Raw genomic sequence first — 25,466 nt, 5'->3', positions numbered from 1 at the left:
CTGAAAGCAGTTGATTTGCGGGCGAAAATGATAGCTGCAGGTCACGCGGGCGTCCAATCGGACGTGCGCCCCGGATGCGCCCCTGTGGGAGCGGCGGCCCCGCCGCGATCGTGCCGCGACCGTCGTTGTGCGAAGTGCATATCGCGGCGAGGGCAGAGCGGGGGTTTCGGCGAGCACTGCTCGCCGCCCGCAGAGCCGGCCGGCCATGCAGGGCCGGCAGTGGATCGCCGCTCCCACAGGGACAGCTCCCACAGCGACAGCTCCAACAGGGACAGCTCCCACAGGAACACCTCCCAAGTTCCGCACCCACACATTCGCATGTTCATCGTACGGATCGCGGATAATCGCGGCGGGTGATGACAGACGGAACGGGCACGGTCATGAAGGCAGGCGGCGGCAAGCTTTGGGCGGGAGTGTTCGTGCTGGCGGCTGCGGTCGCGGCGGGGCTGTGGTGGCAGACGACGCGCAGCCCGGACGCGCCGATCGCCGCCATCGGCGATGACCCCGACACGCCATTCGCGGTACTGCGCTGCGACGCGCGCAGCCGTGACGCCGGGCCAGCGCTGGCGGTCACCTTCAGCCGGCCGCTGGCGCGCAAGCTGCCGCTGGGCGAATTGATGACGGTCACCGATCTGGGTGACAGCGAATCTGGACAAGCCGGCGGCAAGGTGGTCGGCAACTGGTACCTGGGCGACAACCCGCGCATCGCCTATTTCTCTGGTGTGCTGCCGAAGCGGCGTTACCGCATCGACGTGGCTGTCGGCGTCGCGTCGCGCGCCGGCGATCAGCTCGCCGGCACCCACCAGTGCGAAACCCTGGTCGAAGACATGCCGCCGGCGTTCTTCTTCGCCAGCCGCGGCACGGTGCTGCCGGCCGGGCAGAACGGCGGCCTGCCGGTCGTCACCATCAACACGCCCGAAGTCGACGTGCAGTTCCTGCGCGTCGAGCCGGCGCAGCTGCCGGCCTTTCTCGACAAGGTGTACGGCATCCGCCGCAGTGCCGGCGAGGAGGGCGCGCAGGGCGAGGGCGAGTACGAGGGCGAATACTACGACGGCGGCACCGTCGACCTGCGCGGCCGCACCTCCGGCTGGTACATCGACCAGCTTAAGGACCTGTCGTCCAGCGTGTATCTGGGCCGCTTCCAGACCGACGACAAGCGCGACCGCCGGCACGTGAGCTTCCTGCCGGTCGAGCACATCAAGGAGCTGCGCGAGCCGGGCGTATATGTCGCCGTGATGAATGTACCGGGCAGTTTTTCCGGCGACTACCAGACCACCTATTTCTACGTCAGCGACATCGGCCTGCACCTGCATCGCAACGGCAGCCGGGTCGATGCCTTCGCCACGTCGCTGCGTTCGGGTGCGGCGCTCGACGGCGTCGAGTTCGAGGTGCTGGACGGCGACGGCAAGCGCGTCGCGTCGGTCAAGGCCGAAGGCGACGGCCGCGCGACTTTCGACGCCGTACCGGCCGACGCCCGGCTGGTGATCGCGCGGCGCGGGCGCGAGCTGTCGGTCGTGTCGCTGGGCGAAGCCGCACTCGACCTGTCCGAATTCGATACCGCCGGCCTGCTGCCGACGAACAACAAGCTGTTCGTGTGGAGCGGGCGCGATCTGTACCGGCCGGGCGAGAGCTTCGACGTGTCGGTGCTGGCGCGCGATGCCGACGGCAAACCGGTGGCCGCGCAGCCGGTCAGCGCGCTGCTCAAGCGCCCCGACGGGCGCACCGTGAGCCAGCGCGTGTGGCAGCCTTCGGGCGAACAACCCGGTTACTTCCGGCACACGCTGGCGATACCCGGTGATGCCCAGACCGGCGCCTGGACGCTGGAACTGCGAGCCGATCCGGGTGCCAGGCGGCCGGACGCGATCATGCGTTTCAAGGTCGAAGAATTCCTGCCCGAACGCATGAAGCTCGCGCTGACCAGTGCCGAGGGCGTGCTGACCGACGGCGCGCCGTTCGACATCGTGGTGCAGGGCGACTACCTGTTCGGCGCGCCGGCCGCCGGCAACCGCCTGCTCGGCGCGCTCGCGACCGAACGCCTGCGCTTTGCGCTGCCGCAGAAGCCCGGCTTCATCTTCGGCGACTTCGCCGACGACGCGCTCAAGGGTCGACGCGAACTGGAAGAAACCGCACTCGACGACAGCGGCGCCGCACAGTTGGCGGTGCCGTACGATCCGGGCAGCGCGCGCTCACCGCTGCGCCTGCGCACCAGCCTGAGCCTGCTCGAATCCGGCGGTCGCCCGGTGGTGCGTTCGATCGAACGCGCCTGGTGGCCGGCGCCCGCGCTGATCGGTGTGCGACCGCTGTTCGAGGCCGACGTGGCGCGCGAATCGTCGCTGGCCGAATTCGAGGTCGGCCGCTTCCTGCCCGACGGCGCACCGGCCGCGCTCGACAAGGCCAACGTGCGGCTGTTCAAGGAAGAGCGGCAGTACTACTGGCGCTTCGACGACCAGCGCGGCTGGCACTCCGGCTTCAGCGATGCCGACGAACTGGTCGACAGCCGCACCATTGCCCTGAAGACGCAGGGCAAGCTCAGTTTCCCGGTCACCTGGGGCAGTTACCGGCTGGAAATCGACGACCCGCAGCACGGCCTCGCGATGCGCTACCGCTTCTACGCCGGCTGGGGTGCGCAGGGCGATGAGGCGCTCGGCAACCGGCCCGACCGAGTGCAGGTGCGCCTCGAAGGCGCGCCCTTCCGCGCCGGCGACACGGTGAAGGCGCATCTCACACCGCCGCACGACGGCGAAGCGCTGGTGCTGATCGAGGGCGACCGCGTGCTGTGGGCGAAACGCGTCAAGGTGAGCGCCGCCGGTACCGCCATCAATCTGCCGCTCGATGCGAGCTGGAACCGGCACGACCTCTATGTATCCGTGCTGGCGTTCCGGCCGGGCAGCGAAGGCAGCCGCGTGACACCGGCGCGCGCGCTCGGGCTCGCCCACATTCCGCTGGCGCGCGAAGACCGCAAGCTGAAGGTGGCGCTGGATGCGCCGGCCAAGGTCGAGCCGGAAACGAAGACGACGGTGAAGGTGAAGGTCGAAGGCGCGACCGGCCAGCAGGCCTGGGTGACGCTGTCGGCGGTCGATCAGGGCATCCTGAACATCACGCAGTTCGCCACGCCCGACCCGCACGGCTATTTCTTCGGCAAGCAGCGCTACGCCCCGGATCTGCTCGACATCTATGGCCGGCTGATCGAAAAGATGGATGGCACGCGTGGCAAGCTCAAGTGGGGCGGCGACGCCGGCATGCGCGATTCGCAGAGCATGCCGAAGAAGGTGAAGCTGGTCGATCTGTTCTCCGGCCCGGTGAAGCTCGACGACAAGGGCGAAGCGAGCATCGCGCTCATGCTGCCCGACTTCAACGGCAGCCTGCGCCTGATGGCCGTCGCCTCCACGCCGGATCGCTTCGGCCGCGGCGAACGCGAGATGGTCGTTGCCGCACCCATCGTGGCCGAACTGTCCACGCCGCGCTTCATCGCGCCGGGTGACCGCGCCACCGTGGCGCTCGACGTCACCAATCTGACCGACGCGTCGCAGCAGATCCGCCTTACGCTGGCAGCCGAGTCGCCCGCGCGTATCGCCGACGGCGCCCGCACGCTGACGCTTGCGCCCAAGCAGCGCGAAACCCTGCGTTTCGCCGCCGAGGCGGTCGAAGCGGAGGGGCTCGCGCGACTGACGCTGACGCTCGATGCCACCGGCGGTCTCAAACCCCTCCACATCGAGCGCGAAGCTGCGCTGCAGGTCACGCCACCGGTCGCCCTGCAGCGTCAGGTACGGCGCGTGAAGATCGACGCTGGTGGACGCCACGTCGTCGACGCATCGGTGCTCGACACCTTCTGGCCGGCGTCCGCGTCGCTCAACGTGACCGCCGCATCGAGCCCGCCGCTGAACATCCGCGAACAGGTGCGCGGCCTGCTGCGCTATCCGTACGGCTGCGCCGAACAGACGGTCAGTGCCGCCTGGCCGCACGTCATCATCGACGAAGCCTATGCCGCCGAACTGGGCCTGAAGCCGCATACCCGCGCCGAGCGCGCCGCGCTGGTCGAGGCGGCGATCGGCCGGCTGGCCGGCATGCAGGGCACGCAGGGCGGCATGACGATGTGGGGCAGTGGCGGCGAATACGAGTACTGGATCACCGCCTATGTCGCCGGCTTCCTGATCGACGCGCGCGAAGGCGGCTTCACCGTGCCCGAGAATTTCGCCCGGCGCATGCAGGACTGGATGCTGAAGGAATTCCAGCTCGCCCCGTCGCAGATGCCGCGCCTGCCGGTGCGCCCGCTGGCCCAGCCCGCCCAGCCCGCTCAGCCAGGTGAAGCCGATCTGGTGCGCGGCGCGCACACGCGCTTCGCCAACGCCGCCCATCTGGGCTATGTGCTGGCGCGCGAACAGCGTGCGCCACTCGCGACGCTGCGCCTGTTGCACGACGAACACCGCCAGCTGGCGAAGTCGCCGCTCGCGCTGGCCCACCTGGGTCTGGCGCTGAAGCTCATGGGCGACGAGGCGCGTTCGCGCGTCGCGCTCGACGAGGCGCTCGGCAAGCCGTATGGCCTGACCGGCAATGACAACGAGTACGAATGGCTGGGCGACTACGGTAGTCCGCTGCGCGACCGCGCAATGCTTTACGCGCTGCTGTCACGTCACGACGTGAAGCTCGATCGCGCCGCCAACCTGCTGTTCGAGCTGTCGGCCGACAGCGCGCAGCGGCGCTGGCTGTCCACGCAGGAACAGGTCGCGCTCGTCATGGCCGGCCGCGCCGCGGGGCTGGGCGCCGGCAAGCCCTGGGCGCTGCAGGTCGAAGGCGGGGAGCGCTACGGCGGCGCCAGGCCGATGATGCTGCCGGTCGATGCCCCGGCTGCGCGGCGCGGCGTCACGCTGGTCAACACCGGTGACGCCCCGCTGTACGTCGAAATCGAATCCAGCGGCTACCCGAAGGTCACGCCGCCTCCCGAAAACCGGCTCGGCAGCGTGCAGCGCAGCTGGTTCGACGCCGACGGCCGGCCGTGGGACGGCCGCGCGCTGAAGGTGGGCGACCTCATGCTGGTGCGCGTGGAAGTGAAGCCGACGCGCCGCGCCGACGACGCCCTGCTGGTCGACCGCCTGCCCGCCGGGCTCGAAATCGAGAACCAGAACCTGTCGCAGGGCCCGCAGGCATCGGAGTTTTCGCTGCAGCTGCCGAACGGCCAGTCGCTGCGCATCGCCGACACGATGACCGACAACCGCGTGAAGCACCGCGAGTTCCGCGACGATCGCTTCGTCGCCGCCCTCAAGCTCGACAGCGCGCCGATCAACCTCATCTATATGGTGAGAGTCGTCACCCCGGGCCGCTACACCGTGCCGGGCACTTTCCTGGAAGACATGTACCGGCCCGAACTGCGCACGGTGGGCGAACCGGGGCAGGCGGTGGAGGTGGTGGACGCGGTGCCGGTCGCCGGGCGCCGGAGCGAATGAACATGACCGGCGCGCACGGCGCGCCGGTCACCCGGCCGGGTCAATCGAGCGACTTCAGCGCGAGATCGTAGTTGTCGCGCAGTTCTTCCTCGTTGCCCGCTTCCATGCGCAGGTCGCGCACCAGGCCGTCCTTGAGGCCGTAGATCCAGCCATGTACCCGCACTTCCTGGCCGCGCGCCCAGGCGTCGCGGATCACCGTGGTTTCGCACACGTTCACCGCCTGCTCGATCACGTTCAGTTCGCACAGGCGGTTTTCCTGCAGTTCGCCTTCGGCCACGGCGTCGAGCAAGGCACGGTGGTGGTTGCGCACGTCCTGCACATTGCGCAGCCAGTTGTCGATCAGGCCGAAACGCATGTCGTGCAGCGCGGCGCGCACGCCGCCGCAGCCGTAGTGGCCGACCACCAGGATGTCCTTCACCTTCAGCACGTCGACCGCGTACTGCATGACCGACAGGCAGTTCAGGTCGGTCTGCACGACCAGGTTGGCAACATTGCGATGCACGAACACTTCGCCCGGGATCAGCCCGACGATCTGGTTCGCCGGCACGCGGCTGTCGGAACAGCCGATCCACAGATATTCAGGGCTTTGCAGCGTGGCCAGATGCTCGAAGAACTGCGGATCTTCGGCCTGCATCTTGGCCGCCCACTTGCGGTTGGCGGCGAACAATTGATCAGTTTTCTTCATGGTGTGCGCTCCCGGGTATCAGCGCGAATTATATCGTCGGCCCCGACAGCGCATGGATTCGGCGGTGACTGGCCGCCCTTGGGGGGCTGTCGACGCCGTTTGCGAAGCAGAGTGTCACGCGCCGACCGCGTGGCGTCGCAGGACGATGACGCTGCCCGCACGCGCGCCCCGGCGCTCGCGTGAGCGCCATCGTCGGTCATCCCGGGTTTTCGGGATCAAGCGTCGATTCAGTCGTGCATGCCGGCCAGAAGGACTTCCCGCCCGCCCAGTCCGGCCTTGTAGCGCCTGAGCAGCGGCGAACGCAGCGCATCGTGGCCCCCCAGATCCAGATGCGCGATGCCGCGCTCGCGCAACTGATCGAGTGCCGACCACAGCAGCGCATTGTTCGCGTGCAGACGACGACCGGCGTCGCTGTTCCAGGCGATCTGGTACGTGGCTGTCGTGCCGTGGCACAGCAGCGCAATCATCGAACACGGCGCGTCGCTGCCGGCTTCGCGTGCCTCGCCGATCAACAGCTGGTCAGCCCGGGCGTAATCGACCAGCAGCCGCTGCAGTTCGGCCACCGTCGGACCGCGATAGCCCACTGCCTGGCGCTGCGCCAGATGCCGGCGCAGCAGATCGGCGGCGCGCGAGCGCGCGGGCGGCCAATGCACGACGAGCCGACTGTCGGCGATCGCGTCTTCGGCCTTCTCCAGCGCGTGCCGCCAGCGCGGCAGCAGCCGCTTGCGACAGGTTGCCGGCGCATCGGCCGCCACGATGAAAGTGGCGTAGCCGGCCGCCGGCGTGTCGGTCAGCGCGCGGCAACCCGCGGCGCGCAGCAGCGCCATGCTGTGCGCGCTGGCAGGCAGTTCGGGAATGAGGCGGCGGCGTCGTCCGATGCGGCGCGGCCAGATGCGCGAAAACGCGCGGAAGAAGTCGCCGACGTGCGCAACGCCATCGGTTCCCGGCAGCCACAGCGGACCGCGATCGAGCACGACCGCGCCGAGCAGGCCGGACAGCGCATGCCGCTCAAGCACCTGCACCACGCCCAATTCGTCGTTGCCATCGCGAATCAGGCCCCAGCGCGGCCGCAGTCCCTGCACGCGCGCCATGGCGCGCCCGTACAGATCGTCCTGCAGCAGGTTTGATTCGGGTATGCGTGCGAAACGCCGACGAAACCCGTCGGCATCAAGGTCGAAGTCGATCTTCACAACCATGAAAAGGAAAGGTCACCCGAGAAGGCGACCACTTTACGCGCGAGCCCGGCCTGCGGTCACCCGGTCGCAACCGGGTAATCAACCGGGAAGGCAAGGCACGGCAAAGTCAGGCTCAATTCCTGCGTTCGAGAACGCAGGCCGATGTGCGCGCAGGCCGCGCTTCAAGACGGCGTCGTCAGTGCCTCTCCATGAACCTGACGATGTGCTGCGCCGCCAGCCCGGCGTGATGAAACAGCGCCATGTGGCTGCCGGGCAGCGACTCCACGCCGGCATCCGGCTTGAGCGCGACAAGATCGTCGAGGTTGTGCGGCAGCACCACGGTGTCGTCGGCCGCGACCAGACACAGCACCGGTATGCCGAGCGCGCGCAGATGTGCGCTGGCGTCCTCGCGCATGACGGTGCGGATGCGCGCCGCCAATTCGTGTGAGGACACGTGGCGCCAGGTTTCCGCTTTGGCGATGCGGAACGGATCTGACCGACGGCGCCCCAACCACACCGGCAGCCGGCGCGCGGTGCGCAGCGCGCCGATCACGGTCGAACTGACAAAGGGCGCCCATTTCGCCCGCCTCGGCTGCGGCATGCGTACGAACGAAGTGGACAGCACCAGACCGCGCACCCGCGCCGCATCGGCCGATGCCATCCGCAGCGCCAATGGCCCGCCGAACGAACTGCCGAGCAGCCAGTAGGCGTCGAGGTCGGTGGTCTGCGCGAGCGCGTGGCGCAGCAGGGTGTCGTAGTCCTGGGCGCCGTCGCGGGGGTAACTGATGACGCGCGGCGTGATCCACGCCGGCAGCGCGTCGATCAGCGGGCGCAGAAAGGCCGCACTGCCATCGAGTCCGGGCAGCAGCACGAATGTGACGTGGGTGCGCATCGCGAAAGCGTGGCGCGCTCATGCGTCAGCCTGGTAACGACAGGGTTACAGGCACGTGTCGGTGCATGGGCCGCATCGATCGGGCAGTGCATTTGCATCAGCCGTGCCCCCGGTCGAACGGCGGCCCGCCGGTCAGCGCTTGCGTTTGCCCTGCGCCTTCGCCGGTTTTCCGCGCAGTGCCTGCAGCCGCGCCATCAGCGGGCGGTCCGGTACGCGCTCGCTGCGCACCGTGCCGGCGTGAATGCCGCCGGAGTTGCCGTCCAGCGTGATGGCATCGCCTTCGACGAAGCGCTGTTCGCCGATGTGCAGACGGCGCTTCTCAAGGTCGATGCGCAGCGCATCGCAGCCGACCAGGCACACCTTGCCGAGCTGGCGCGCCACCACTGCGGCATGAGAGGTGCGGGCACCGTTGCGGGTGAGCAGACCGGCCGCGTGTTCGAGCGCGCCGATATCGGCGGTTTCCGCGTCGCTGCGCACCAGGATGACGCGCGCCCCGTCCTTCACGCGGGCGGCAACGCGCTCGCCATCGAAGGCGATCTCTCCGCTCGCGATACCGGCGCTCGCACTCATGCCACAGGCCAGCGGCTCGGGTGGTTCGCTGTGACCCTTGAACACCAGCCGCATCGTCTGCAGGTCGCTGTCATCCAGTTCGGCAGTGCGATGGCGCGCGGTGTCCGCGTCGATCACGCCTTCGTCCAGCAGGTCCAGTGCGATGCGCGCGGCGGCACGGGGCGTACGCTTGCCGGTGCGCGACTGCAGCAGGTGCAGCACGCCATCCTGCACCGTGAATTCGAAATCCTGCATGTCGCCGAACAGCGATTCCAGCGCACCGGCGGCATGCTGCAGATCGGCCCACGCGGCCGGCAGGCTTTGCGCCAGCGCTTCGTGTCCGTGCGCACTGCGCCGACCCGACACCACATCTTCGCCCTGGGCGTTGGACAGGAAATCCACCCACAGTCCCGGCTCGCCGGTGGCCGGGTTGCGCGTGAAGCCGACGCCGGCACCCGAGCCGTGACCGCAGTTGCCGAACACCATGGCCTGTACGGTCACCGCGGTGCCCATGTCGGCGGCGATGTTGTTGAGCCGGCGATAGGTCGCCGCCTTGTCGGCGTTCCACGATGCGAATACCGCGCGCACTGCCTCGGCCAACTGCTCATTCGGGTCTTGCGGGAAGGGCCTGCCGGCACCCGCGGCATAAAGATCGAGGAAGCGGTGGGTCAGGTCGCGCAGTTCGCTGAAGTCGAGGCTGCGTTCGTCGCGCTCCTGGGTCATCCGCTCCAGTTCGCCTTCGAACAGCCCAGCCGGCAGGCCGGCCACCACTTCGCCATAGCTCGCCACCAGTCGGCGGTAGGCGTCCCATACCAGGCGCGGGTTGCCGGTCTGGCGCAGGAAGCCGGACAGCGTGCGGTCTGACAGGCCGATGTTGAGCAGCGTTTCCATCATGCCCGGCATGGACACCGCAGCCCCCGAGCGTACCGACACGATGAGCGGGTCGGCGGCATTGCCGAGGCGGCGGCCGACTGCCTGTTCGAGCGCAGGCAGGCCGCTGGCGAAGGCGTGTTCGATGCCGGTGTCGGGGTGGTCGGTCCACTGCGTGCCGAGCACGAAGGCCGGCGGCACGCGCAGCCCGGTGTTGGCCATGCGCAGCAGGTTCCAGGCCTTGGAACCCATGCTGGCGGCGCTGGCGTCGGCGTGCTCTGCTTCGCCGCAACCGATCAGAAAGCCTTGTCTGGCGCTTGTCTTCATGCGGCATCTCCGTTGCGCGAAAACACCAGACTGCGCAGCGAATAACCTGCTGCGAGCAGGGCGTCGGACGCCTTTTCCAGCGTGGCGGCGAGATCGCTGGCCAGCGCATAGGCGGCTGGCGAGGCATGCAGCGTGCGCACGATGGCGCGCCGGGCCTGCCGCGCCTGTTCGTCGCACAGGCGCTCGGCGCGCAGCATGCGCCACAGCGTCTGCAGGAAGCTTTCGCCCTCGCCCGCGTCACCGGCACCGCCGACATGGCGCGCGATTTCGATCGCGCGCACCCAGTCCTGGATGGCCGCGGTGGTCGTGTTGCACAGCAGACGCAGTGCGTCGCGCACCTCGCCCGGCATGCCGTCGATCGGCGGCGCATCCAGCATCGAATGGATGAACAGACACTCTTCCAGTGCGTCGGCCACGTCGTCGGCCTGCGACAGCAGTGCCACCACCGCGGCCTAGCGCGGCTGCCGCTCGGCGCGCTGGCGTGCCTCGGTGAGCAGGCGGTCGGCGCGCCGCTCCCAGTCCTTCGCGCGTGCGCTCAGCGCTGCAGCGTCGCCGGCGCCGTCGAGCGCATCGCCCAGCGCCTGCGCCAGCGCGTGACACCAGGCGGCGTGTTCGGCGATCAGGTCCAGTTCGATCGTGCGCCGGGCCAGCAGCTGCGCGAGCAGCAGGCGCGCCTCGTCGGCCACCTGATTGACCGGCTGATGCGCCAGCAGCGCCTGGCTGGAGGTGCGCAGCAGGGCCGCCAGATAGTCGCGCGCGGCTTCGCGGCCGAGCACGGCATCCAGACGGTCGCCAACGCGGAAGACATCGGCGCCGGCCGCGCGCATCGCGCTGTACACCAACTCCTCGCCGCCGGCCAGCAGCCAGGCCATGTGGCCCCATTCCTCGCGCGCCGCCTGCCACAGCAGGTCGCGCGCGCCGGCCTTGTCGATGAAAATCTGCAGCCGTCGCCGGGCGCGATTCCAGTCGATCACGAACACGATGCGCGAAGCCATCCGCTCCAGCGCGTCGCACTGGGCGCGAACGCCGCGTGTGCGCAGTTCGGCGCGGCCGAGCTGATAGGGCTTGCCGGCGTTCAGTTCGCTGCTGACGCGCGGCGCCGACACCGTCCATTCGAAGCCGATGTCGGCCAGCATGCGGCGGAAGAAGTCGAAGCGGCCGGCATGCAGGTCGGAATAGGTGAGCGCGATGCGGCCGTGTTCGACCTCGATCACCAGCACATGCACGTCATTGGTGCCGATGTCGTTCTGGATCAGCAACCGGCTGTGGTCGCGCGTGACCGCGGTATCGAGGCCGGGATGCGAGAATTTGAGCGGCGCGGTGCGCGCGATGCCGCGCATGAAGGCCTGGATCAGCGGCCTGTCCTCCGGCTTGATCTGCCAGGCGTGCGCGCCGTCGATGTTCTCGGTCGCGATCTGCGCCGACAGTGCATTGAGCCGGCGATGCAGGTCCATCACCAGCAGGTGCAGGCTGTCGCCGCCGCGGCGGTCGCCGTGGGTGAGCGCGCGCAGTCCGTCGCCATCCAGACCTTCGCGCTCGGCCAGCGTACCGAGCCGGGCCAGCCATTCGTCGCGCCGCTGCTGCAGTTCGGCGTCGACCGGGGCACCGCCATCGCACACCGGGCGCGCCATCAGCGTGAGATCGGTCTGCAGCAGTTCGGCCAGCGGGGCGATCTTCGGCAGCACCAGCGTGTGATCGTCGAAGTAGGCAGTGCTGACCAGTTCGCGCAGCCAGGTGGCGTCACGCAGGCCGGCCTGGCGCATGTCCGGTGCCCAGTCGGCGACCGGCGCTTCGCGGTCGGAGGCGTGCGCGGCCGCCGCCTGCAGCATGGTCAGGCTGAGCTTGAGTCGGTCATTGGCGGCCAGCGCGGCCTTGATGCGGGCCGGCATCAGCAGCGACTGCTGGCCGAGTGCTTCGACGGCGGATTCCTTGCGCATGCGGCGTATTGGTGCGGGATCGAACGGGTCAGTGTCGAGCGCACAGATGGCGGATTGATGACAGCGCGGCACCGGTGTTGGCGCCGCTTGACGCAGGTCAATCGTGCGCGACTGGGGCGGCATGGCCCGCCTGCGGGGATACGTGCGAGCGGGTTTTTTTACGCACCGTCGACGGTTGGCGCGGAGGCCGAGCACCATCCTGCTTGCTGCCGCCGGATCGGCGTCGCCCGCAGGTGAGTGTGCTTGATTGTGATCTATCGAAACATATATTGTTTGATTAACAACGTCTGGGTGCTATCCTGACATTTCCATCCCGATCCGACAGGAGCCGCCCATGGGCGCCATTGCAGACAAGGGTGTCAGCGCTTCCGAAGACCGCGGCGCGCTGGCCCGCATGGTCATGACCTTGCTTGATCACTGGAAACTATCCACCGAAGACCAGGCCGCGCTGCTCGGCATTGCCGCCAGCAACCGCGCAGCACTGGCGCGCTACCGGCGCGGCGAGCCGATCGGCACCAGCCGCGACCAGTACGAGCGGGTCGGTCATCTGCTGGGCATTCACAAGAATCTTCGTCTGCTGTTTCCGCAGAACCGCGACCTCGTCTATCGCTGGATCAGCACCCGCAACCGCGCCTTCGACAATCTGAGTCCGGTCGAAGTGATCCGGGAATGGGGCTTCGCAGGCCTGCTCATGGTGCGTGCCTATCTCGACCGGGCACGCGGTCAGTGACGCAGTCATTGAGTTTCGGCGACCTGTTCGCCCGCCTGGCGCTGGCCGAGGTGCAGCGCGACGTGTTCCGCAACATCGTGTCGCTGCGCACCTCGCAGGATCTGTTCGACGACCTCTCCGACGACCCGGCCGAATGGGCGCTGGCGCAGAAGGTGGAAGGCGACGCCAAGCCGCCGACCTACCGCTCGGCCACACCGGTGCTGCACCGCCCGTTCGAGGATGCCGAGTGGTTCAACGCTATCGCCTGGCCGTTCCAGAACTGGCAGGCGAGCCGCTATTCCGACGGGCGCCACGGTGTGTGGTACGGCTCGGAGTCGGTCGACACGACGGTGTACGAATCGGCCTGGCACTGGCGCCAGGGCCTGCTGGCCGATGCCGGCTTCGAGCGCGAATCGGTGGTGGCCGAGCGCAAGGTGTATGTCGTGGGCTGTGCCGCCGCACTGCTCGATTTCCGGCCGCTCACCGGCGACTGGCCGGCGCTGCTGCATCCGGCCGACTACAGCTTTCCGCAGTTGGTAGGCGCGCGCATCCACCGCGAAGGTCATCCGGGCCTGCTGGTGCAGTCGGTGCGCCGGCCCGAGGGCGAGAACTTCGCCGTATTCAATCCGGCCGTGCTGTCCGCTCCGCGCCACCACCTGCAACTGAGCTACCGGCTCGACGGCGACTGCATCGTCGTCGAAAAGACGCCGGGCCTGGCCTGGTTCGGCATCGAAGCGGGGGATTTCGGGCGGTGCGCCTGACGCTGTCGCGGCCGGATTGCTACTTGCCGACCACGGCGAGCAAAGCTTTCGGATTGGTGCGAGCAATCGTCAGCAGCGTGCGCGCAGCGCCACTCGGCTGCTTGCGACCCTGTTCCCATCCTTGAAGCGTCCGCACTGAGACGCCGAGCAACGCGGCAAACTGACTTTGCGACAGGCCCGTCTTCTCGCGTGCCTCGGCAGCCGGGCTATGGACCAACTGAGTTTGTCCCGCTTTCATTTCACGGATGGACTGCAGCAGCTCTGCGCCCAGATCACGGCTCGCCTCAAGAACGGCGAGTTCCCTGGCAGCGAGAGGCTTAACTTTCGAGGGCATGACGAATCTCCTTGAGTACAGCACCGGTCAGATTGTCGGTCTTGGACTTCGCGTACAGAGTCAGGAGCACCAGCTCCTCCGCCTCATTCCGGGTGAAGTAGATGACTCGTACTCCCCCCGACTTGCCTGTTCCTTGACGCTTCCAGCGAATCTTGCGAATGCCGCCCGACGCTGGCACGACACTTCCTGAATCCGGGTTCGCGGAGAGGAAGGACGCAAACTCACCGCGCTCATCTTCCGTCCAGTACATGGGCCACTGCTTCTGAAAAAGCGCGGTCTCGACGACTGTGAACATTTCAGGAATGTACTCCGGAGGCGCATAGCTGTCGAGTGTGCGGGCGCTGGCATGCCAGAGGATACGCGGTGGCTCGGACGTCGCGGGCGAGACGTCCAAACCAATCATGACGTCGACACCAAAAGTGAATTCGGTTGCGTTTCCCATTTTAGAACGCGGCCACGATGCTGCACCCCCCGCACCTGAATGCCGTCTGCTTGATCCTCGTCAACGTCGCGGCCCGGCGGCGGCACGCTTCCTGCGGTTCGAGGGTTCCACCCCTCAAACAGGAGTACTCACGTGGCAAACGTTACATTCACCTCGCCGGCCATGCCGCGCGACATCACCGTCTATGCCGTCGCGGGCGACCGCGGCACGCTGCTTGGCCTCGCCAAGGCGCACAGGATTCCGATCCCGTTCGACTGTCAGGACGGCGACTGCGCGTCCTGCATCGTCGAGGTCAGCCACGTCGACAAGCGCGTGCGCTATGGCGTTGCGCTGACCGAGAAGGAAAAGGAAGTGCTGCGCCAGATGGGCAAGATTTCGAAGGAAGAAATCATGGACGCCGAAGTCAACGACATGCCGCCGCAGCATCGGCTGGCCTGCCAGTGCTTCGTCCGCAACGAAGACATCATTGTGTCGTTTGAAGGAGATACGACGATTCCTGGCAAGGGCCCAGCGCTCTCGATTGCCGCCGCGATCTACAAGGGCGGCGTGCAGATCGGCTCGCTGGACGAGTTCCTGAGCTATTCGGTGAAGGTCGAAGAAGATGCGGCGGTGCATTACGACCAGCTGGCCGAATCGATGGCGGCCTGCGGCAACGCCGATGTCGCCTCGCTGTTCACCCAGCTGGCCAGGTACTCGCGCATGCATCTCGACGAAGCCAAGGCCAAGTGCGCCCGCTACGACGTCACCGTGCAACTGCCCGCCAGCTCGTCCTGGCCGGACAACTCGTCGCCGGAAATGACTGCGCTGTGGGCCGGCGACCCCGCACTGACGCGGCTGGACGGACTGAAGGCCGCGCTGCAGGGCGAACGTCGCGGCTTCGAGTTCTACTACGCCGTCGCGAACACCACCGAAGACCCGGACATCCGCAAGGTCGCCAAGGAGTTCGTGCGCGAAGAAACCGAACACGTCGAAACGCTCAAGCTGTGGATCGAAAAGGAAGAAGCCGCGATGCGTGCGAAGGCCAGATAAGCGGCGAGGTCATGCCGCGAACCCGAAGCGGGGCGCTCCGGCACAGGCCGGGGCGCCCCGTTTTGCATCGGGCAGGGTGTCGCATATTGCATCGCCGCCCACCCATCGCAGCCGGCGCCCTTGTGCGCCAGCCGACAGACAGTCGGTCGGCCTACGCCCAGCATTCGGACAGCGCCTCATCGACGCGACGAACCGCGCCCGTCAGACAGTGCACTCACGATGCCGCGGGATGCAGGTCGGGCGATGTGCGGGGTCCGGCCGCGGGCTGTCCTGCATGGATGACACGCGGTGCCGGTGAGGAAGCCCATCAACCAGCGAAGGAAACATGCGATGACCGACCCACGCGATATTGCGCACGACAAGAAGGTGCGCCAGGAAAAGAAGAAGCACGGCGAAGACATCGCCCCCGACGCCGACAAGACGCCGCAGCCGGGGAAGAAGACGCACAAGGTGCATCACAACTCGGACACGCCGAAGGCGCCGGACGAAGCGGCTCCGGTGCCGACAGGGGAAAAGTCGCTGGAGTGACGACAGCGCCGGACGCGCGCGTTCGAGCCGCGCTCTGCGGATCGAGATGCCGCTGAAGACACGCATCGGCAGCTTCGTTGTCTAGAGTTGGGGCGTCCGCGAAACCCGGGGCGGTTCACAGCGGCGAGAAAAGCGAAGCATTTTTTCGGTACGCTGCAGCGGTGGGTTAGGGCTGAAGTTGCCATTGCTTGAATACCCACAAGACAACGGTACCTAGCGCAAGAAAGATTGCAACAGCGACCAGTTCCGCGACAGGAAATGACCTCGTTGAAGTGATCGAAGGGTTCGGCGCTTCCAGGAAGTAAGACCCAACGCCCGGTCCGATGAACACCGCTATGCCTGCGATGACGGCAAGCAGCAGGTATAGACAGAGGGCCCCAGCAACGGCGAAGAGCCATGGCCGAGGTAGTGTGGACCACCACGCTGCCGCCAGAAATGCCACAAGCGCGAGTGGCAGGCTTGCCACGATGTAGAGCGTGATCCGCATAGGCTTAGTTCGCCTTAGTGAGCCCTACGCCGAAGTTGTGGGGCGGCGCAGTCGTCCCACACAAACGCCCAGTTAGGCATCAGTTCCTCCGACCATGGCGATCTCCGAATGGCCGTTGGTACATCTGCGAGCGAACCGCCAGCAAAAGCGACACACTGGCAAGGGCAAAGGGAATGGCAGCGGCACAATGATTCCCAAGAATCGCACAGGCTGGCACGACTGCGAGCGCAAGCTTGGAGCCGAAGAACTCGCAATCCAGTGCGGTGAACACCCTGAAACTTAGCCAATAGAACATGACGGAGACGGCGAGGAAAAGCACCAGGCGCCCCAAGCGCTTCTGCTCGATCTGCGACTTTCTCCTTTCACCAGTTCGTTTGTCCACGCCAATTCTGATGTCCAACGTGCAAGCTCAGCGGTCGCCGAAGGCAATCCGATGGAGCGAAATGCTCTGCATCATTTGGGCGCCGAGCTGCTGAGCTTTTCTGCCATCCGCGTCTGCCATCCTGGCCCAGTAGCCCGCCAGCGTTGAATCACGTCTTCGGTCAGCCGAATGGAAATCAGCCGTTTCGGATTCGCGGCCCTTGGCCGACCTCCCTTGTTCACGACACCACGCGCGAGCATCTCGTCGGTGAGTTCGGGGAGATCATCGTACTCGGCCGGTTGAATAACGTGCCGGTCCACGCGGTTGAGATCAGAGCCCAAGGATGGGGCCGATGCGCGTTTGCTCGCGGTCATTTGCTTTCCTCATGCTGAAAACGTGGCGATCCGCGCCACGCGGAGTGTAGCCAACCACGACGAGCCGGTCGTCAAGCAGGCCGAAGCAGATGATCCGCCTCTCACCGTAGTCTCGGCGCAGGTCTTCTGTCTCGAACGTCGGCCCAGCGAACAAGTGCTTGGCATCCTCGAAGTCGAGGCCTCTCTCTGCCAATGTGACCTCGCGCTTGGCTGTGTCGTAAGTTATCCGCACAACCTTAATGTAGCTACAAAAACATGGGTCAGCAAGCGATGGTCGCTATGACGCAGAACGTGCAAGGTGAGGGGCGCGGAGCCGGCTTTTCGGCGGCACATCCTTGTTGACCGCAGGGTTGGGCGTCACTAGATAAACCGCACCAGGCTTTCCGTGCCCACAAACGCTTTGGCCCCGAGCTCCAGCAGCCAACGCTTCCATAGCCCATAGGACTCACGTGGTTCTAGCGAGCAATCGGCGAATGGCTCAACCACGATGTCTTGAACCCACGGACTGGAAGACGAAAAGGTTGCGGTTCGCTCGGGTCCTTTCACCGATAAACGCCCAACTTCCACGGGTTCGGACACGCCGTCATCCCAACCGGAAGCGAAAACGAGAAGCTCCAATTCGCGGTCTGAACGAGATACCGGTTTCAGCTGCATGAAGAAGCCGCGGCTCATTGGTGTGGCACCCAAACGTTTGCGTTCAGCCGCCGCCGAAGGCGGTCGGCTGGAACAGCGGGTTAGGTAGCTCACGAGCGCCTACCTTCCCAAATGGCGCCCACAAGAGCACCCGCACCTAAGCATGCGGCTACAACGACTGCGCCAACGACCATCGACAGCGACGGAAAAGCCGTGCGCAAAGCGAATGCGGCCGCGAAGCCAACCACCGAACCCACCGCTGCGCCGAGTGCAAGCCGCGGCTGAGACACGAGCAAATCGAGCATGGCGGTTCAGATACCTAACTTTGATATCTACAGCAGTTTTGATGGGTGAATAGACTTCCCACCTTCATCCGACTTTCAAGCATCCGCAGATTTCTCATTCGTTCTCAATTGCTTGATTTCAACACTGCTGCTGGACGGCCGCATCAAATCCGGCGACAAGAACCTCACCCCGGTTACCCGTCTCGCAGCACTTGCTACTCACTTTACCTTTTCATGCCCATGTCCTCTACCCCGGGGGCTTGAGGCGTTCTCTGTGTGGTGACGCGCGCACAGCGCCGTGATCGAAAGGTCGTGCGAAACGGCTCGTGCGAGTTCGCTTCTGCCGCCCGAACGCGAAAAGGCCCGCACGGGGCGGGCCTTCTTTTGACGTTCGGTTTTTGGGTGCGACGAGCTGTTCGGTGCGTCGCGCCGCTGCGTCAGGCCGGTTTCACGATGACCTGATTCAGGATTCCGATGACGCCGTCTATCGTCACGGCCAGTTCGGCGGCGCGGGCACGCAGGGCTTCGGAGGGGGCGGTGCCGCTGAGGATGACCTTGCCGTCCAGGGTTGCGACGTCGATGTCGAGCGCAGCCAGTTCGGCGTCTTTTTCGATCAATGCTTCGATCTGTGCGGTGATGACGGCGTCGTCGACCGGCGGGGCGGCGTCGGCGGGTTGTCCGGCGGCGGTGGGCGGCAGGTCGTTGGCGGCCATCGGGGCCGATTGCGGGTCGGGCGGCAATTCGGGCGCCGAGTCTGGCTGCGACTGAGGCGACGATTCGCTCTCGGCCGCTTCGCGCGCCGCTTCGGCACGGGCAAGTTGCGCATCGCGCCTGATGGCGGCGCGGCGTTCTGCTGCGGCGTCGATGTCGGCTTCGTATGCAACGCGTCCGGCTTGTGCCTTGATGTCTTCAGCGACCTGTTCGGTCTGATTCAGCACGATCGCCAGTTCCTTGTCGACCGTGGGTTCGCTGAGGGTGACTGCCTCTTCCTTCGGCCCGCAGGCGCTGAGCATCAGACCCAACAGCACGGCGCCGGCTCCGCGCGCGATCGGCAAACGCGATGGGCGGATTCGAGTGGCGGCCGCCTGGCCGCGGGTCTGAAAGTTCGGCATGTCATCTCTCCTCGCGAAAGAAAGTGGGTCAGGACGTCGTTTCGGCCGCGACCGTGTCGGGACCACCCGGTCGGCGCGCGGCGGGCGGGTGGCGCGTCAGCTCGATGTGACGACCAGTTGGTTGTCGATGCCGAGCACGCCCTTGACCGAAATGGCCAGTTCGGCGGCGCGGGCGCGGGCGGCTTCGCTTGGGGCGGGGCCGCTCAGCGTGACCTTGCCGTCGCGGGTGTCGACGTCGATCTTGATGGCGCTCAGGTCCGGGTCGCCGGCGAGGCGGGCCGACACGGCGGCCGTGATGGCGGCGTCGTCGATGAAGTCGCCCATCTGGGCAGTGGTTTCTCCGGCTGATACGCGCGCGTCGCGCGTCGCTTCTGCGGCATTGGCCTGCGCCCGGTCGGCGGTGGCCTCGGCGCGTTCGCCCAGCTCGTCAGCCTTCTTTTCGGTGGCGGCGATGGCGGTGTCGAGCTTCTGGCCGATGGTCGCGTCCTGTTCGGGCTGACCGCAGGCGGCGAGCGTCAGCGCGAGGGCGGCGGCGGTGGCGATGCGAAAGGCCGGCGTCATCAGGGTGCGGCGCTGCGCTTGTTCGGGCAGTTGGTCAATATCGTTGTTCATGAACATTCTCCTTGCAGTGAATCGGGTGGCATGTGGCGTGTGCTTCAACCGTGGTGTCACTGTAGGCGGGGTGCGCGGCGTTGAATGTCGGTGCAGCCGACACCCCGTGTAGGACGATGCGGACCTGATCCGGTCGCAGCGCGGTGACGCGGAAGGCCGGCGCTGTGGTCAAATCGCAGCTGTTTCCACGTCAGCCATCCGACATGAGCGCCGTCCGCTACCGCATTACGCCCAGCCATCCCGAAGCCCACCTGTTCGAGGTCGAGATCGATATCGCCGATCCGGCGCCCGACGGCCAGCGATTGTCGCTGCCGGCCTGGATTCCCGGCAGTTACATGATTCGCGAATTCGCGCGCCACATCGTGCGCATCGAAGCGCGCGACGGCATCCGCGCGGTGCCGCTGACCAAGATCGACAAGCACACCTGGCAGGCCGCGCCGTGCGAAGGCGTGCTGCGCGTGCGCTACGAGGTGTATGCGTGGGATCTGTCGGTGCGCGCCGCGCATCTCGACACGACGCACGGCTTCTTCAACGGCTCAAGCGTGTTCCTGATGGTGCACGGCGCCGAGCAGCAGCCGTGCGAGGTGGACATCCGTCCGCCGGCCGGGCGCACCTACAAGGAATGGCGGGTGGCGACGACGCTGCCCGAGGCGGGCGGTCGGGCCGGTGCCAGGCGGCACGGCTTCGGGCTGTACCGCGCGGCGAGTTACGACGAGCTGATCGATCACCCGGTCGAAATGGGCAGCTTCGCACTGCACACCTTCAAGGCCTGCGGCGTGCCGCATGAGGTGGTGATCACCGGCCACCACGACATCGACGCCGCTCGCCTGTGCGAAGACCTGCGCCGCATCTGCGAGTGGCAAATCCGGCTGTTCGGCGAGCCGGCGCCGTTCGAGCGCTATGTGTTTCTGGTCATGGCGGTCGGCGACGGCTACGGCGGGCTGGAGCACCGTTCGAGCACCGCGCTGCTGTGTTCGCGCAACGACCTGCCGGCGCCGGGTGCGGCCGCGATGTCGGACGCCTATCGCGGCTTTCTCGGCCTGTGCAGCCACGAGTACTTCCACGCGTGGAACATCAAGCGCATCAAGCCGGCCGCATTCGAGCCGTACGACCTCACGCACGAAAACTACACTCGCCTGCTGTGGGCCTTCGAAGGCTTCACTTCGTACTACGACGATCTGGCGCTGGTGCGCTCAGGCGTCATCACGCAGGACGACTACTTCAAGCTGCTGGCCAAGACGGTCACCCAGGTGATGCGCGGCGGCGGCCGGCTCAAGCAGAGCCTGGCCGATTCGTCGTTCGACGCCTGGGTGAAGTACTACCGTCAGGACGAAAACGCGCCCAATGCCATCGTCAGCTACTACACCAAGGGCGCGCTGGTCGCACTGGCGCTCGACCTCACGCTGCGCAGCAAGACGCGCGGCGCGGTGTCGCTCGACGACGTGATGCGCCACCTGTGGCAGGCGCACGGCCAGACCGGCGTCGGCGTGCCGGAAGACGGCGTGCGCCGCGCCGCCGAGGCGGTCAGCGGGCTGAAGCTGAAGAAGTTCTTCGCCGAGGCGACCGAAGGCACCGAAGACCTGCCGCTGGATGACCTGCTGCGCGCGGTCGGCGTCGAGCTCGGCTATGAGGCCGCCGGCAGCACGCCGGTGCTGGGCGCGAAGACCGCCAACGAGGGCGACACCGTGAAGCTCACCCAGGTGCTAGATCACGGCGCCGCTCAGCGCGCCGGGTTGTCCGCCGGCGATGTGCTGGTCGCGCTCGACAACCTGCGCATCACGGCCAGTTCGCTCGACGCCCTGCTCAAGCGCCGCCAGCCGGGCGACGAGGTGAAGATCAACGCCTTCCGCCGCGACGAACTGATGAAATTCCGCGTCCGCCTCGACGCCGCCCCGGCCGATCAGGCGAAGATCGTCATCGCCCCCCGCGTCAGCGCCCCGGCCAGGGCCCTGTTGAAACAGTGGCTCGGCCGGGGTTGAGGGCGGGGTAGGGGCGGCCCGGGACAGCGGCGGCCTGTGCGAGGGGCGACCTGTGCGAGGGGCGACCTGTGGGAGCGGCGGCCCCGCCGCGATCGTGCCGTGACCATCGTTGTGCGGAGTGCCTATCGCGGCGAGGGCGGAGCGGGGGTTTCGGCGAGCATTGCTCGCCGCCCGAAGAGCCGGCCGGCCATGCAGCGCCGGCAGTGGATCGCCGTTCCCACAGGGGACAGCTCCCACAGGGGCCCCGCTCCCGCAGGCGCAGCGCCCCGATGTATTCAGCGGCCCAGCTTGCGCGCGGCGCTGACGCCGATCAGACCGATGCCGGCGAGCATGAGCATCCACTCGCTAGGTTCGGGCACGGCCGGGGTGGTGGCGAGGTCGAGGGTGAAGCGGTCGCCGGCGGACAGGCCGGAAAACCCGATGCGCCAGTCGACAAGCCCGTCTTCGAGGAAGGGATTGCCGAAGTAGAACTCGGCCACCGGTGCGCCGGCGAAGTAGTCGCTGGAAAGCAGGTCGCCGTTCACCGTGGTGGCCAGCAGCGACCCGGTCACCACCGAGATCGGCGCGCCGCCGGTGGTCAGCGTGAATGACCCGATACCGAAGCCGCTGACATCGCGCAGGATGGCGTTCACATCGACGCCGCCGGCAGTGATGTCGTCTGCGTCGAGCACGAAGCTGAAGCTCAGCGGCGAGTTGTTCAGCAGCGAAATGTCGAGCGCGATGAGCGCAGGCGTGCTGAACGACGAATCGAGCAGGTTGCCGTTCAGCGTGGCGCTCTCGAGCGTGACGGCGTGGGCGGGCAGGGCGATCGAGAAAGCAGCGCAGAGGGCAAGCAGGACTTTGTTCATCGGGCGTATTCCGGAAGGTGACGACATTGAACCGAAAGATAGAGCGCACGTGTGACAGCGGCGTGTCGCCTGGCTGAAGCTGTCGTCAACAATCCGTCATCGGTGTGTCACTCGCGCTCACCACACTCCCGGCCATTCATCGCCCGGAGTGTTCCCCATGCCCAGCAACATGTTTTCCCGCCGCGACTTCATGCGCGGCGTCGGTGCCGGCGCGCTCGCCGGTTCGGCCGTCGTCCGCTCGGCGAGTGCGCTGGCCGCACCGGGCAGCCTGTTCCAGCACGGTGTGGCAAGCGGTGATCCGCTGACCGACCGCGTCATCATCTGGACCCGCGTCACGCCGACCCGCCCGGGTACGGTCGCCGTGCTGTGGGAAGTGGCGCTCGACGCCGCCTTCTCGCGCATCATCCGTCGCGGCCGTGTGTTGACCGGCGCCGACATCGACTACACGGTGAAGGCCGACGTGCTCGGCCTGCCGGCGAATGCCCGCCTGCACTACCGCTTCCGCGCCGACGGCCAGCTGTCACCGGCCGGGCGCACGCGCACGCTGCCGGCCGGTGCAGTCGACCAGATCAAGCTGGCCGTGCTGTCCTGTTCCAACTTCCCGGCCGGCTACTTCAACGTATATGCCGAAGTGGCGAAGCTGAACGATCTGCACGCCGCCGTGCATCTGGGCGACTACATCTACGAATACTCGCGCAGCGGTTACGCCTCGCAGGACGCCGCAGCGCTGGGCCGCGTGTCCGAACCGGCCGACGAAATCATCACGCTGGACGACTACCGCATCCGTCATGCGCAGTACCGTACCGACGTCGATCTGCAGGCCATGCATGCCGCGCTGCCGGTCATCGCGGTGTGGGACGACCACGAAATCACCAACGACACCTGGCGTGAAGGCGCGGAAAACCACACCGAAGGCGTCGAGGGTGTGTTTGCCGAGCGTCGTGCCGCGGCCATCCGCGCCTATCACGAGTGGATGCCGACCCGCCTGCCGGATCCGGCGCGCCCGGACCGCATCTACCGCAGCTTCCGCTTCGGCAACCTGCTGTCGCTGCACATGCTGGACACGCGCGTCATCGGCCGTGATGAACAGATGGACTACGCAAACTATCTCGGCGCCAGCGGGTTCGATACCGCACGTTTCACCGCCGACCTGACTGACCCGAATCGCTCCCTGCTTGGTGTGGATCAGATGAACTGGCTGGGACTCCAGCTGGCTCAGTCGGACACCACGTGGGACATGCTCGGCCAGCAGGTGCTGATGGGCCGCATGAACATTCCGGCGCCGCTGGTGCTCGGCCAGGTCAGCTTCACGCAATACAGCGCGCTCCTGTTCAAGGCGCAGACCGCGCCCGCCACGCTGACGCCGCAGGAGCAATTCGTGCTCGCGCAGCCGGCGATTCCGTACAACCTCGACGCCTGGGACGGTTACGCCGTCGCGCGCGAAACCCTGCTCGGCACCGCGCGCGCGCTGGACAAGAATCTGGTCGTGCTGGCCGGCGACACGCACAACGCCTGGGCCAGCGATCTGACCGATTTCGCCGGTAATCGCGTCGGGGTCGAATTCGCCACGTCGTCGGTCACGTCGCCCGGCTTCGAAGAATACTTCCCGGCCGAAAACCCGCTCGCCGTGGCCGCCGGTCTGACCCAGATCATCGGCCCGCTGCAGTACGCCGACACCGCGCGCCGCGGCTTCATGCTGGTTACCGCCACCGCGCAGTCCTGCCGCGCCGAATGGCGCTATGTCAGCACCGTGAAAAGCCGCACCTACACCGTGGCAAACGGCCCCGCGCTGCGCATGCTGCCCGGCGCCGCCAACCGGAAGCTGGTACCGGGCTGAACCGGTTCCATCTGCTGCGAGGGCGGCACCTGTGGGAGTGGCGCCGCCCTGTGGGAGTAGCAGCTCCTGCTGGAGTGTGGCGCAGACGCTGTGGGAGCGGCAGCCTCGCCGCGATCCGGTCGTCGATCAATGGTCCCTTTGCACTGATCGCTCACTTTGCACGGCGGCCATCGCTGCACTGATCGCGGCGAGGCCGCCGCTCCCACAGCCAGAGCCAGCACCCCACAGCCAGAGCCAGCACCCCACAGCCAGAGCCAGCACCCCACAGCCAGAGCCAGCACCCCACAGCCAGAGCCAGCACCCCACAGCCAGAGCCAGCACCCCACAGCCAGAGCCAGCACCCCACAGCCCGCGTCACCCCGGCAGCGGAATCCACTCCTGATTGTCGTGCGGCGGCAACGCGATGCGCCCGGCCTGCCAGTCGGCCTTGGCCTGTTCGAGGCGTTCCTTGCGCGACGACACGAAGTTCCACCAGATGTGGCGTGGGCCGACCGGTTCGCCGCCGAGCAGCATGACGGTCGATGGCTCGATGGCCTGCAGTGTGCTGGCGGCGTCGTGCGCGAACACGGCCATCTGTCCGGTGGTGAAGCGGTCCCCGGCGATGTCGACGCAGCCCGACGCGACATAGAGGGCCCGCTCGGCGTGCGCGTCGGGCAGCGCCAGACGCGCGCCCGGCTGCAGCGCGGCATGCACGTAGAACAGCGGTGAATGCGTCCTGACCGGGCTGCGCAGCCCGTATGCCTCGCCGGCGATGACGCGCAGCCAGACACCATTTTCGTCGGCCACCGGCAGCGCGTCGGCCGGACAGGTGTCGAACGCCGGATCGCATTCTTCGTCGGCTTCGGGCAGCGCCACCCAGGACTGCAGCAGTTCCAGACCGCCGCCGGTGAACGACGCCGGATGCTCGAAGCGCTCCGAATGCGAAATGCCGCGCCCGGCCGTCATCCAGTTCACCTCACCCGGACGGATCACCTGCGTGACGCCCAGGCTGTCGCGATGCGTCATCTGTCCGCCGAGCAGATAGCTCACCGTCGACAGGCCGATGTGCGGATGCGGCCGCACGTCGGCGGCCCGCACGGCGTCGGCGGCGATGGTCAGCGGCCCTGCGTGGTCGAGGAAGATGAAGGGCCCGACCATGCGCCGCTTCGAAAACGGCAGCACGCGGCGCACCACGAGGCCATTGCCAAGGTCGGCGTGGCGCGCGGCGATGACGAGTTCGATCGGGCTGTCGTTCATGGGATGTTCCGCAAGCAGTATCAA

At 67.0% G+C, this 25,466-nt stretch carries 23 protein-coding genes; 7 read left to right on the top strand and 16 right to left on the bottom strand.

Annotated features, from left to right (window positions below; genetic code table 11):
• Window positions 1–356: 356 nt before the first annotated feature.
• Complete coding sequence (locus BSY238_RS02935) at window positions 357–5,441, top strand: alpha-2-macroglobulin family protein (RefSeq protein WP_223300247.1); 5,085 nt, start codon at window positions 357–359, stop codon at window positions 5,439–5,441.
• A gap of 40 nt (window positions 5,442–5,481) precedes the next feature.
• Here BSY238_RS02935 and can read toward each other — a convergent pair whose 3' ends face one another.
• The 6 genes from can to BSY238_RS02910 all read right to left on the bottom strand — a co-directional run bounded on the left by can (window position 5,482) and on the right by BSY238_RS02910 (window position 11,876).
• On the bottom strand, window positions 5,482–6,126 hold the full coding sequence (can, locus tag BSY238_RS02930) for a carbonate dehydratase (RefSeq protein WP_069037830.1): 645 nt from the start codon (window positions 6,124–6,126) through the stop codon (window positions 5,482–5,484).
• A gap of 227 nt (window positions 6,127–6,353) precedes the next feature.
• A complete protein-coding gene (locus BSY238_RS02925; RefSeq protein WP_069037829.1) occupies window positions 6,354–7,322 on the bottom strand; it encodes a GNAT family N-acetyltransferase in 969 nt (322 codons plus the stop codon).
• Window positions 7,323–7,497: 175 nt separating this feature from the next.
• On the bottom strand, window positions 7,498–8,193 hold the full coding sequence (locus BSY238_RS02920; RefSeq protein WP_069037828.1) for an alpha/beta fold hydrolase: 696 nt from the start codon (window positions 8,191–8,193) through the stop codon (window positions 7,498–7,500).
• A 132-nt stretch (window positions 8,194–8,325) separates the two neighbouring features.
• The gene (locus BSY238_RS02915) at window positions 8,326–9,939 is read right to left on the bottom strand and encodes a PEP/pyruvate-binding domain-containing protein (protein ID WP_069037827.1); all 1,614 of its coding nucleotides are present in this window, start codon (window positions 9,937–9,939) and stop codon (window positions 8,326–8,328) included.
• The gene (locus BSY238_RS18650; protein ID WP_223300246.1) at window positions 9,936–10,382 is read right to left on the bottom strand and encodes a hypothetical protein; all 447 of its coding nucleotides are present in this window, start codon (window positions 10,380–10,382) and stop codon (window positions 9,936–9,938) included. Before BSY238_RS18650 ends, BSY238_RS02915 begins: the two co-directional genes overlap by 4 nt.
• A 9-nt stretch (window positions 10,383–10,391) precedes the next feature.
• Window positions 10,392–11,876, bottom strand: a complete 1,485-nt coding sequence (locus tag BSY238_RS02910) for a hypothetical protein (RefSeq protein WP_223300245.1) — start codon at window positions 11,874–11,876, stop codon at window positions 10,392–10,394.
• A gap of 334 nt (window positions 11,877–12,210) precedes the next feature.
• On the opposite strand from BSY238_RS02910, the gene BSY238_RS02905 reads away from it, so the two are divergent.
• Together BSY238_RS02905 and BSY238_RS02900 are read left to right on the top strand one after the other, a co-directional pair.
• Window positions 12,211–12,606 (top strand): MbcA/ParS/Xre antitoxin family protein, encoded by a 396-nt coding sequence (locus tag BSY238_RS02905; RefSeq protein WP_069037826.1) that lies wholly within the window; start codon window positions 12,211–12,213, stop codon window positions 12,604–12,606.
• Between the two features lie 8 nt (window positions 12,607–12,614).
• On the top strand, window positions 12,615–13,346 hold the full coding sequence (locus BSY238_RS02900; protein WP_069040409.1) for an RES family NAD+ phosphorylase: 732 nt from the start codon (window positions 12,615–12,617) through the stop codon (window positions 13,344–13,346).
• 19 nt (window positions 13,347–13,365) lie between these two features.
• On the opposite strand, the gene BSY238_RS02895 is transcribed toward BSY238_RS02900, so the two are convergent.
• Entirely contained in the window at window positions 13,366–13,680 is a 315-nt protein-coding gene (locus BSY238_RS02895) for a helix-turn-helix domain-containing protein (RefSeq protein WP_069037825.1), read from the bottom strand.
• Window positions 13,664–14,122, bottom strand: a complete 459-nt coding sequence (locus BSY238_RS02890) for a type II toxin-antitoxin system RelE/ParE family toxin (protein WP_223300244.1) — start codon at window positions 14,120–14,122, stop codon at window positions 13,664–13,666. The genes BSY238_RS02895 and BSY238_RS02890 overlap by 17 nt, the downstream gene beginning before the upstream one ends.
• A gap of 132 nt (window positions 14,123–14,254) precedes the next feature.
• On the opposite strand from BSY238_RS02890, the gene BSY238_RS02885 reads away from it, so the two are divergent.
• Together BSY238_RS02885 and BSY238_RS02880 are read left to right on the top strand one after the other, a co-directional pair.
• Window positions 14,255–15,151 carry a 2Fe-2S iron-sulfur cluster-binding protein gene (locus BSY238_RS02885; protein WP_069037824.1) on the top strand — a complete coding sequence of 299 codons (897 nt, stop codon included), beginning with the start codon at window positions 14,255–14,257 and terminating at the stop codon, window positions 15,149–15,151.
• A 330-nt stretch (window positions 15,152–15,481) separates the two neighbouring features.
• Window positions 15,482–15,679, top strand: a complete 198-nt coding sequence (locus tag BSY238_RS02880) for a hypothetical protein (protein ID WP_069037823.1) — start codon at window positions 15,482–15,484, stop codon at window positions 15,677–15,679.
• A gap of 566 nt (window positions 15,680–16,245) precedes the next feature.
• Here BSY238_RS02880 and BSY238_RS02870 read toward each other — a convergent pair.
• The 6 genes from BSY238_RS02870 to BSY238_RS02855 all read right to left on the bottom strand — a co-directional run bounded on the left by BSY238_RS02870 (window position 16,246) and on the right by BSY238_RS02855 (window position 19,542).
• Window positions 16,246–16,566: a hypothetical protein gene (locus BSY238_RS02870; RefSeq protein ID WP_069037821.1), complete on the bottom strand. Its 321-nt coding sequence runs from the start codon at window positions 16,564–16,566 to the stop codon at window positions 16,246–16,248.
• A 53-nt stretch (window positions 16,567–16,619) separates the two neighbouring features.
• The gene (locus BSY238_RS17935; protein ID WP_083223896.1) at window positions 16,620–16,901 is read right to left on the bottom strand and encodes a BrnA antitoxin family protein; all 282 of its coding nucleotides are present in this window, start codon (window positions 16,899–16,901) and stop codon (window positions 16,620–16,622) included.
• Window positions 16,858–17,133 (bottom strand): BrnT family toxin, encoded by a 276-nt coding sequence (locus BSY238_RS02865; RefSeq protein ID WP_069037820.1) that lies wholly within the window; start codon window positions 17,131–17,133, stop codon window positions 16,858–16,860. The genes BSY238_RS17935 and BSY238_RS02865 overlap by 44 nt, the downstream gene beginning before the upstream one ends.
• A gap of 128 nt (window positions 17,134–17,261) precedes the next feature.
• Entirely contained in the window at window positions 17,262–17,573 is a 312-nt protein-coding gene (locus BSY238_RS18270; RefSeq protein ID WP_150123867.1) for a hypothetical protein, read from the bottom strand.
• 682 nt (window positions 17,574–18,255) lie between these two features.
• Entirely contained in the window at window positions 18,256–18,930 is a 675-nt protein-coding gene (locus BSY238_RS02860; RefSeq protein ID WP_069037819.1) for a BON domain-containing protein, read from the bottom strand.
• Between the two features lie 96 nt (window positions 18,931–19,026).
• Complete coding sequence (locus BSY238_RS02855; protein ID WP_223300243.1) at window positions 19,027–19,542, bottom strand: BON domain-containing protein; 516 nt, start codon at window positions 19,540–19,542, stop codon at window positions 19,027–19,029.
• Window positions 19,543–19,745: 203 nt separating this feature from the next.
• On the opposite strand from BSY238_RS02855, the gene BSY238_RS02850 reads away from it, so the two are divergent.
• Entirely contained in the window at window positions 19,746–21,521 is a 1,776-nt protein-coding gene (locus tag BSY238_RS02850) for a M61 family metallopeptidase (RefSeq protein WP_069037818.1), read from the top strand.
• Window positions 21,522–21,796: 275 nt separating this feature from the next.
• On the opposite strand, the gene BSY238_RS02845 is transcribed toward BSY238_RS02850, so the two are convergent.
• On the bottom strand, window positions 21,797–22,369 hold the full coding sequence (locus BSY238_RS02845) for a PEP-CTERM sorting domain-containing protein (protein ID WP_069037817.1): 573 nt from the start codon (window positions 22,367–22,369) through the stop codon (window positions 21,797–21,799).
• 157 nt (window positions 22,370–22,526) lie between these two features.
• Here BSY238_RS02845 and BSY238_RS02840 point away from each other — a divergent pair, with 157 nt between their 5' ends.
• Window positions 22,527–24,206: an alkaline phosphatase D family protein gene (locus tag BSY238_RS02840; protein WP_069037816.1), complete on the top strand. Its 1,680-nt coding sequence runs from the start codon at window positions 22,527–22,529 to the stop codon at window positions 24,204–24,206.
• Window positions 24,207–24,560: 354 nt separating this feature from the next.
• On the opposite strand, the gene BSY238_RS02835 is transcribed toward BSY238_RS02840, so the two are convergent.
• Window positions 24,561–25,442 carry a pirin family protein gene (locus BSY238_RS02835; protein ID WP_069037815.1) on the bottom strand — a complete coding sequence of 294 codons (882 nt, stop codon included), beginning with the start codon at window positions 25,440–25,442 and terminating at the stop codon, window positions 24,561–24,563.
• Between the last annotated feature and the right edge of the window lie 24 nt (window positions 25,443–25,466).

The organism is Methyloversatilis sp. RAC08, from assembly GCF_001713355.1.
Classification (GTDB): domain Bacteria; phylum Pseudomonadota; class Gammaproteobacteria; order Burkholderiales; family Rhodocyclaceae; genus Methyloversatilis.
The sequence above is the reverse complement of the archived record's forward strand: the minus strand, read 5'-3'. Positions and strand labels throughout refer to the sequence as shown.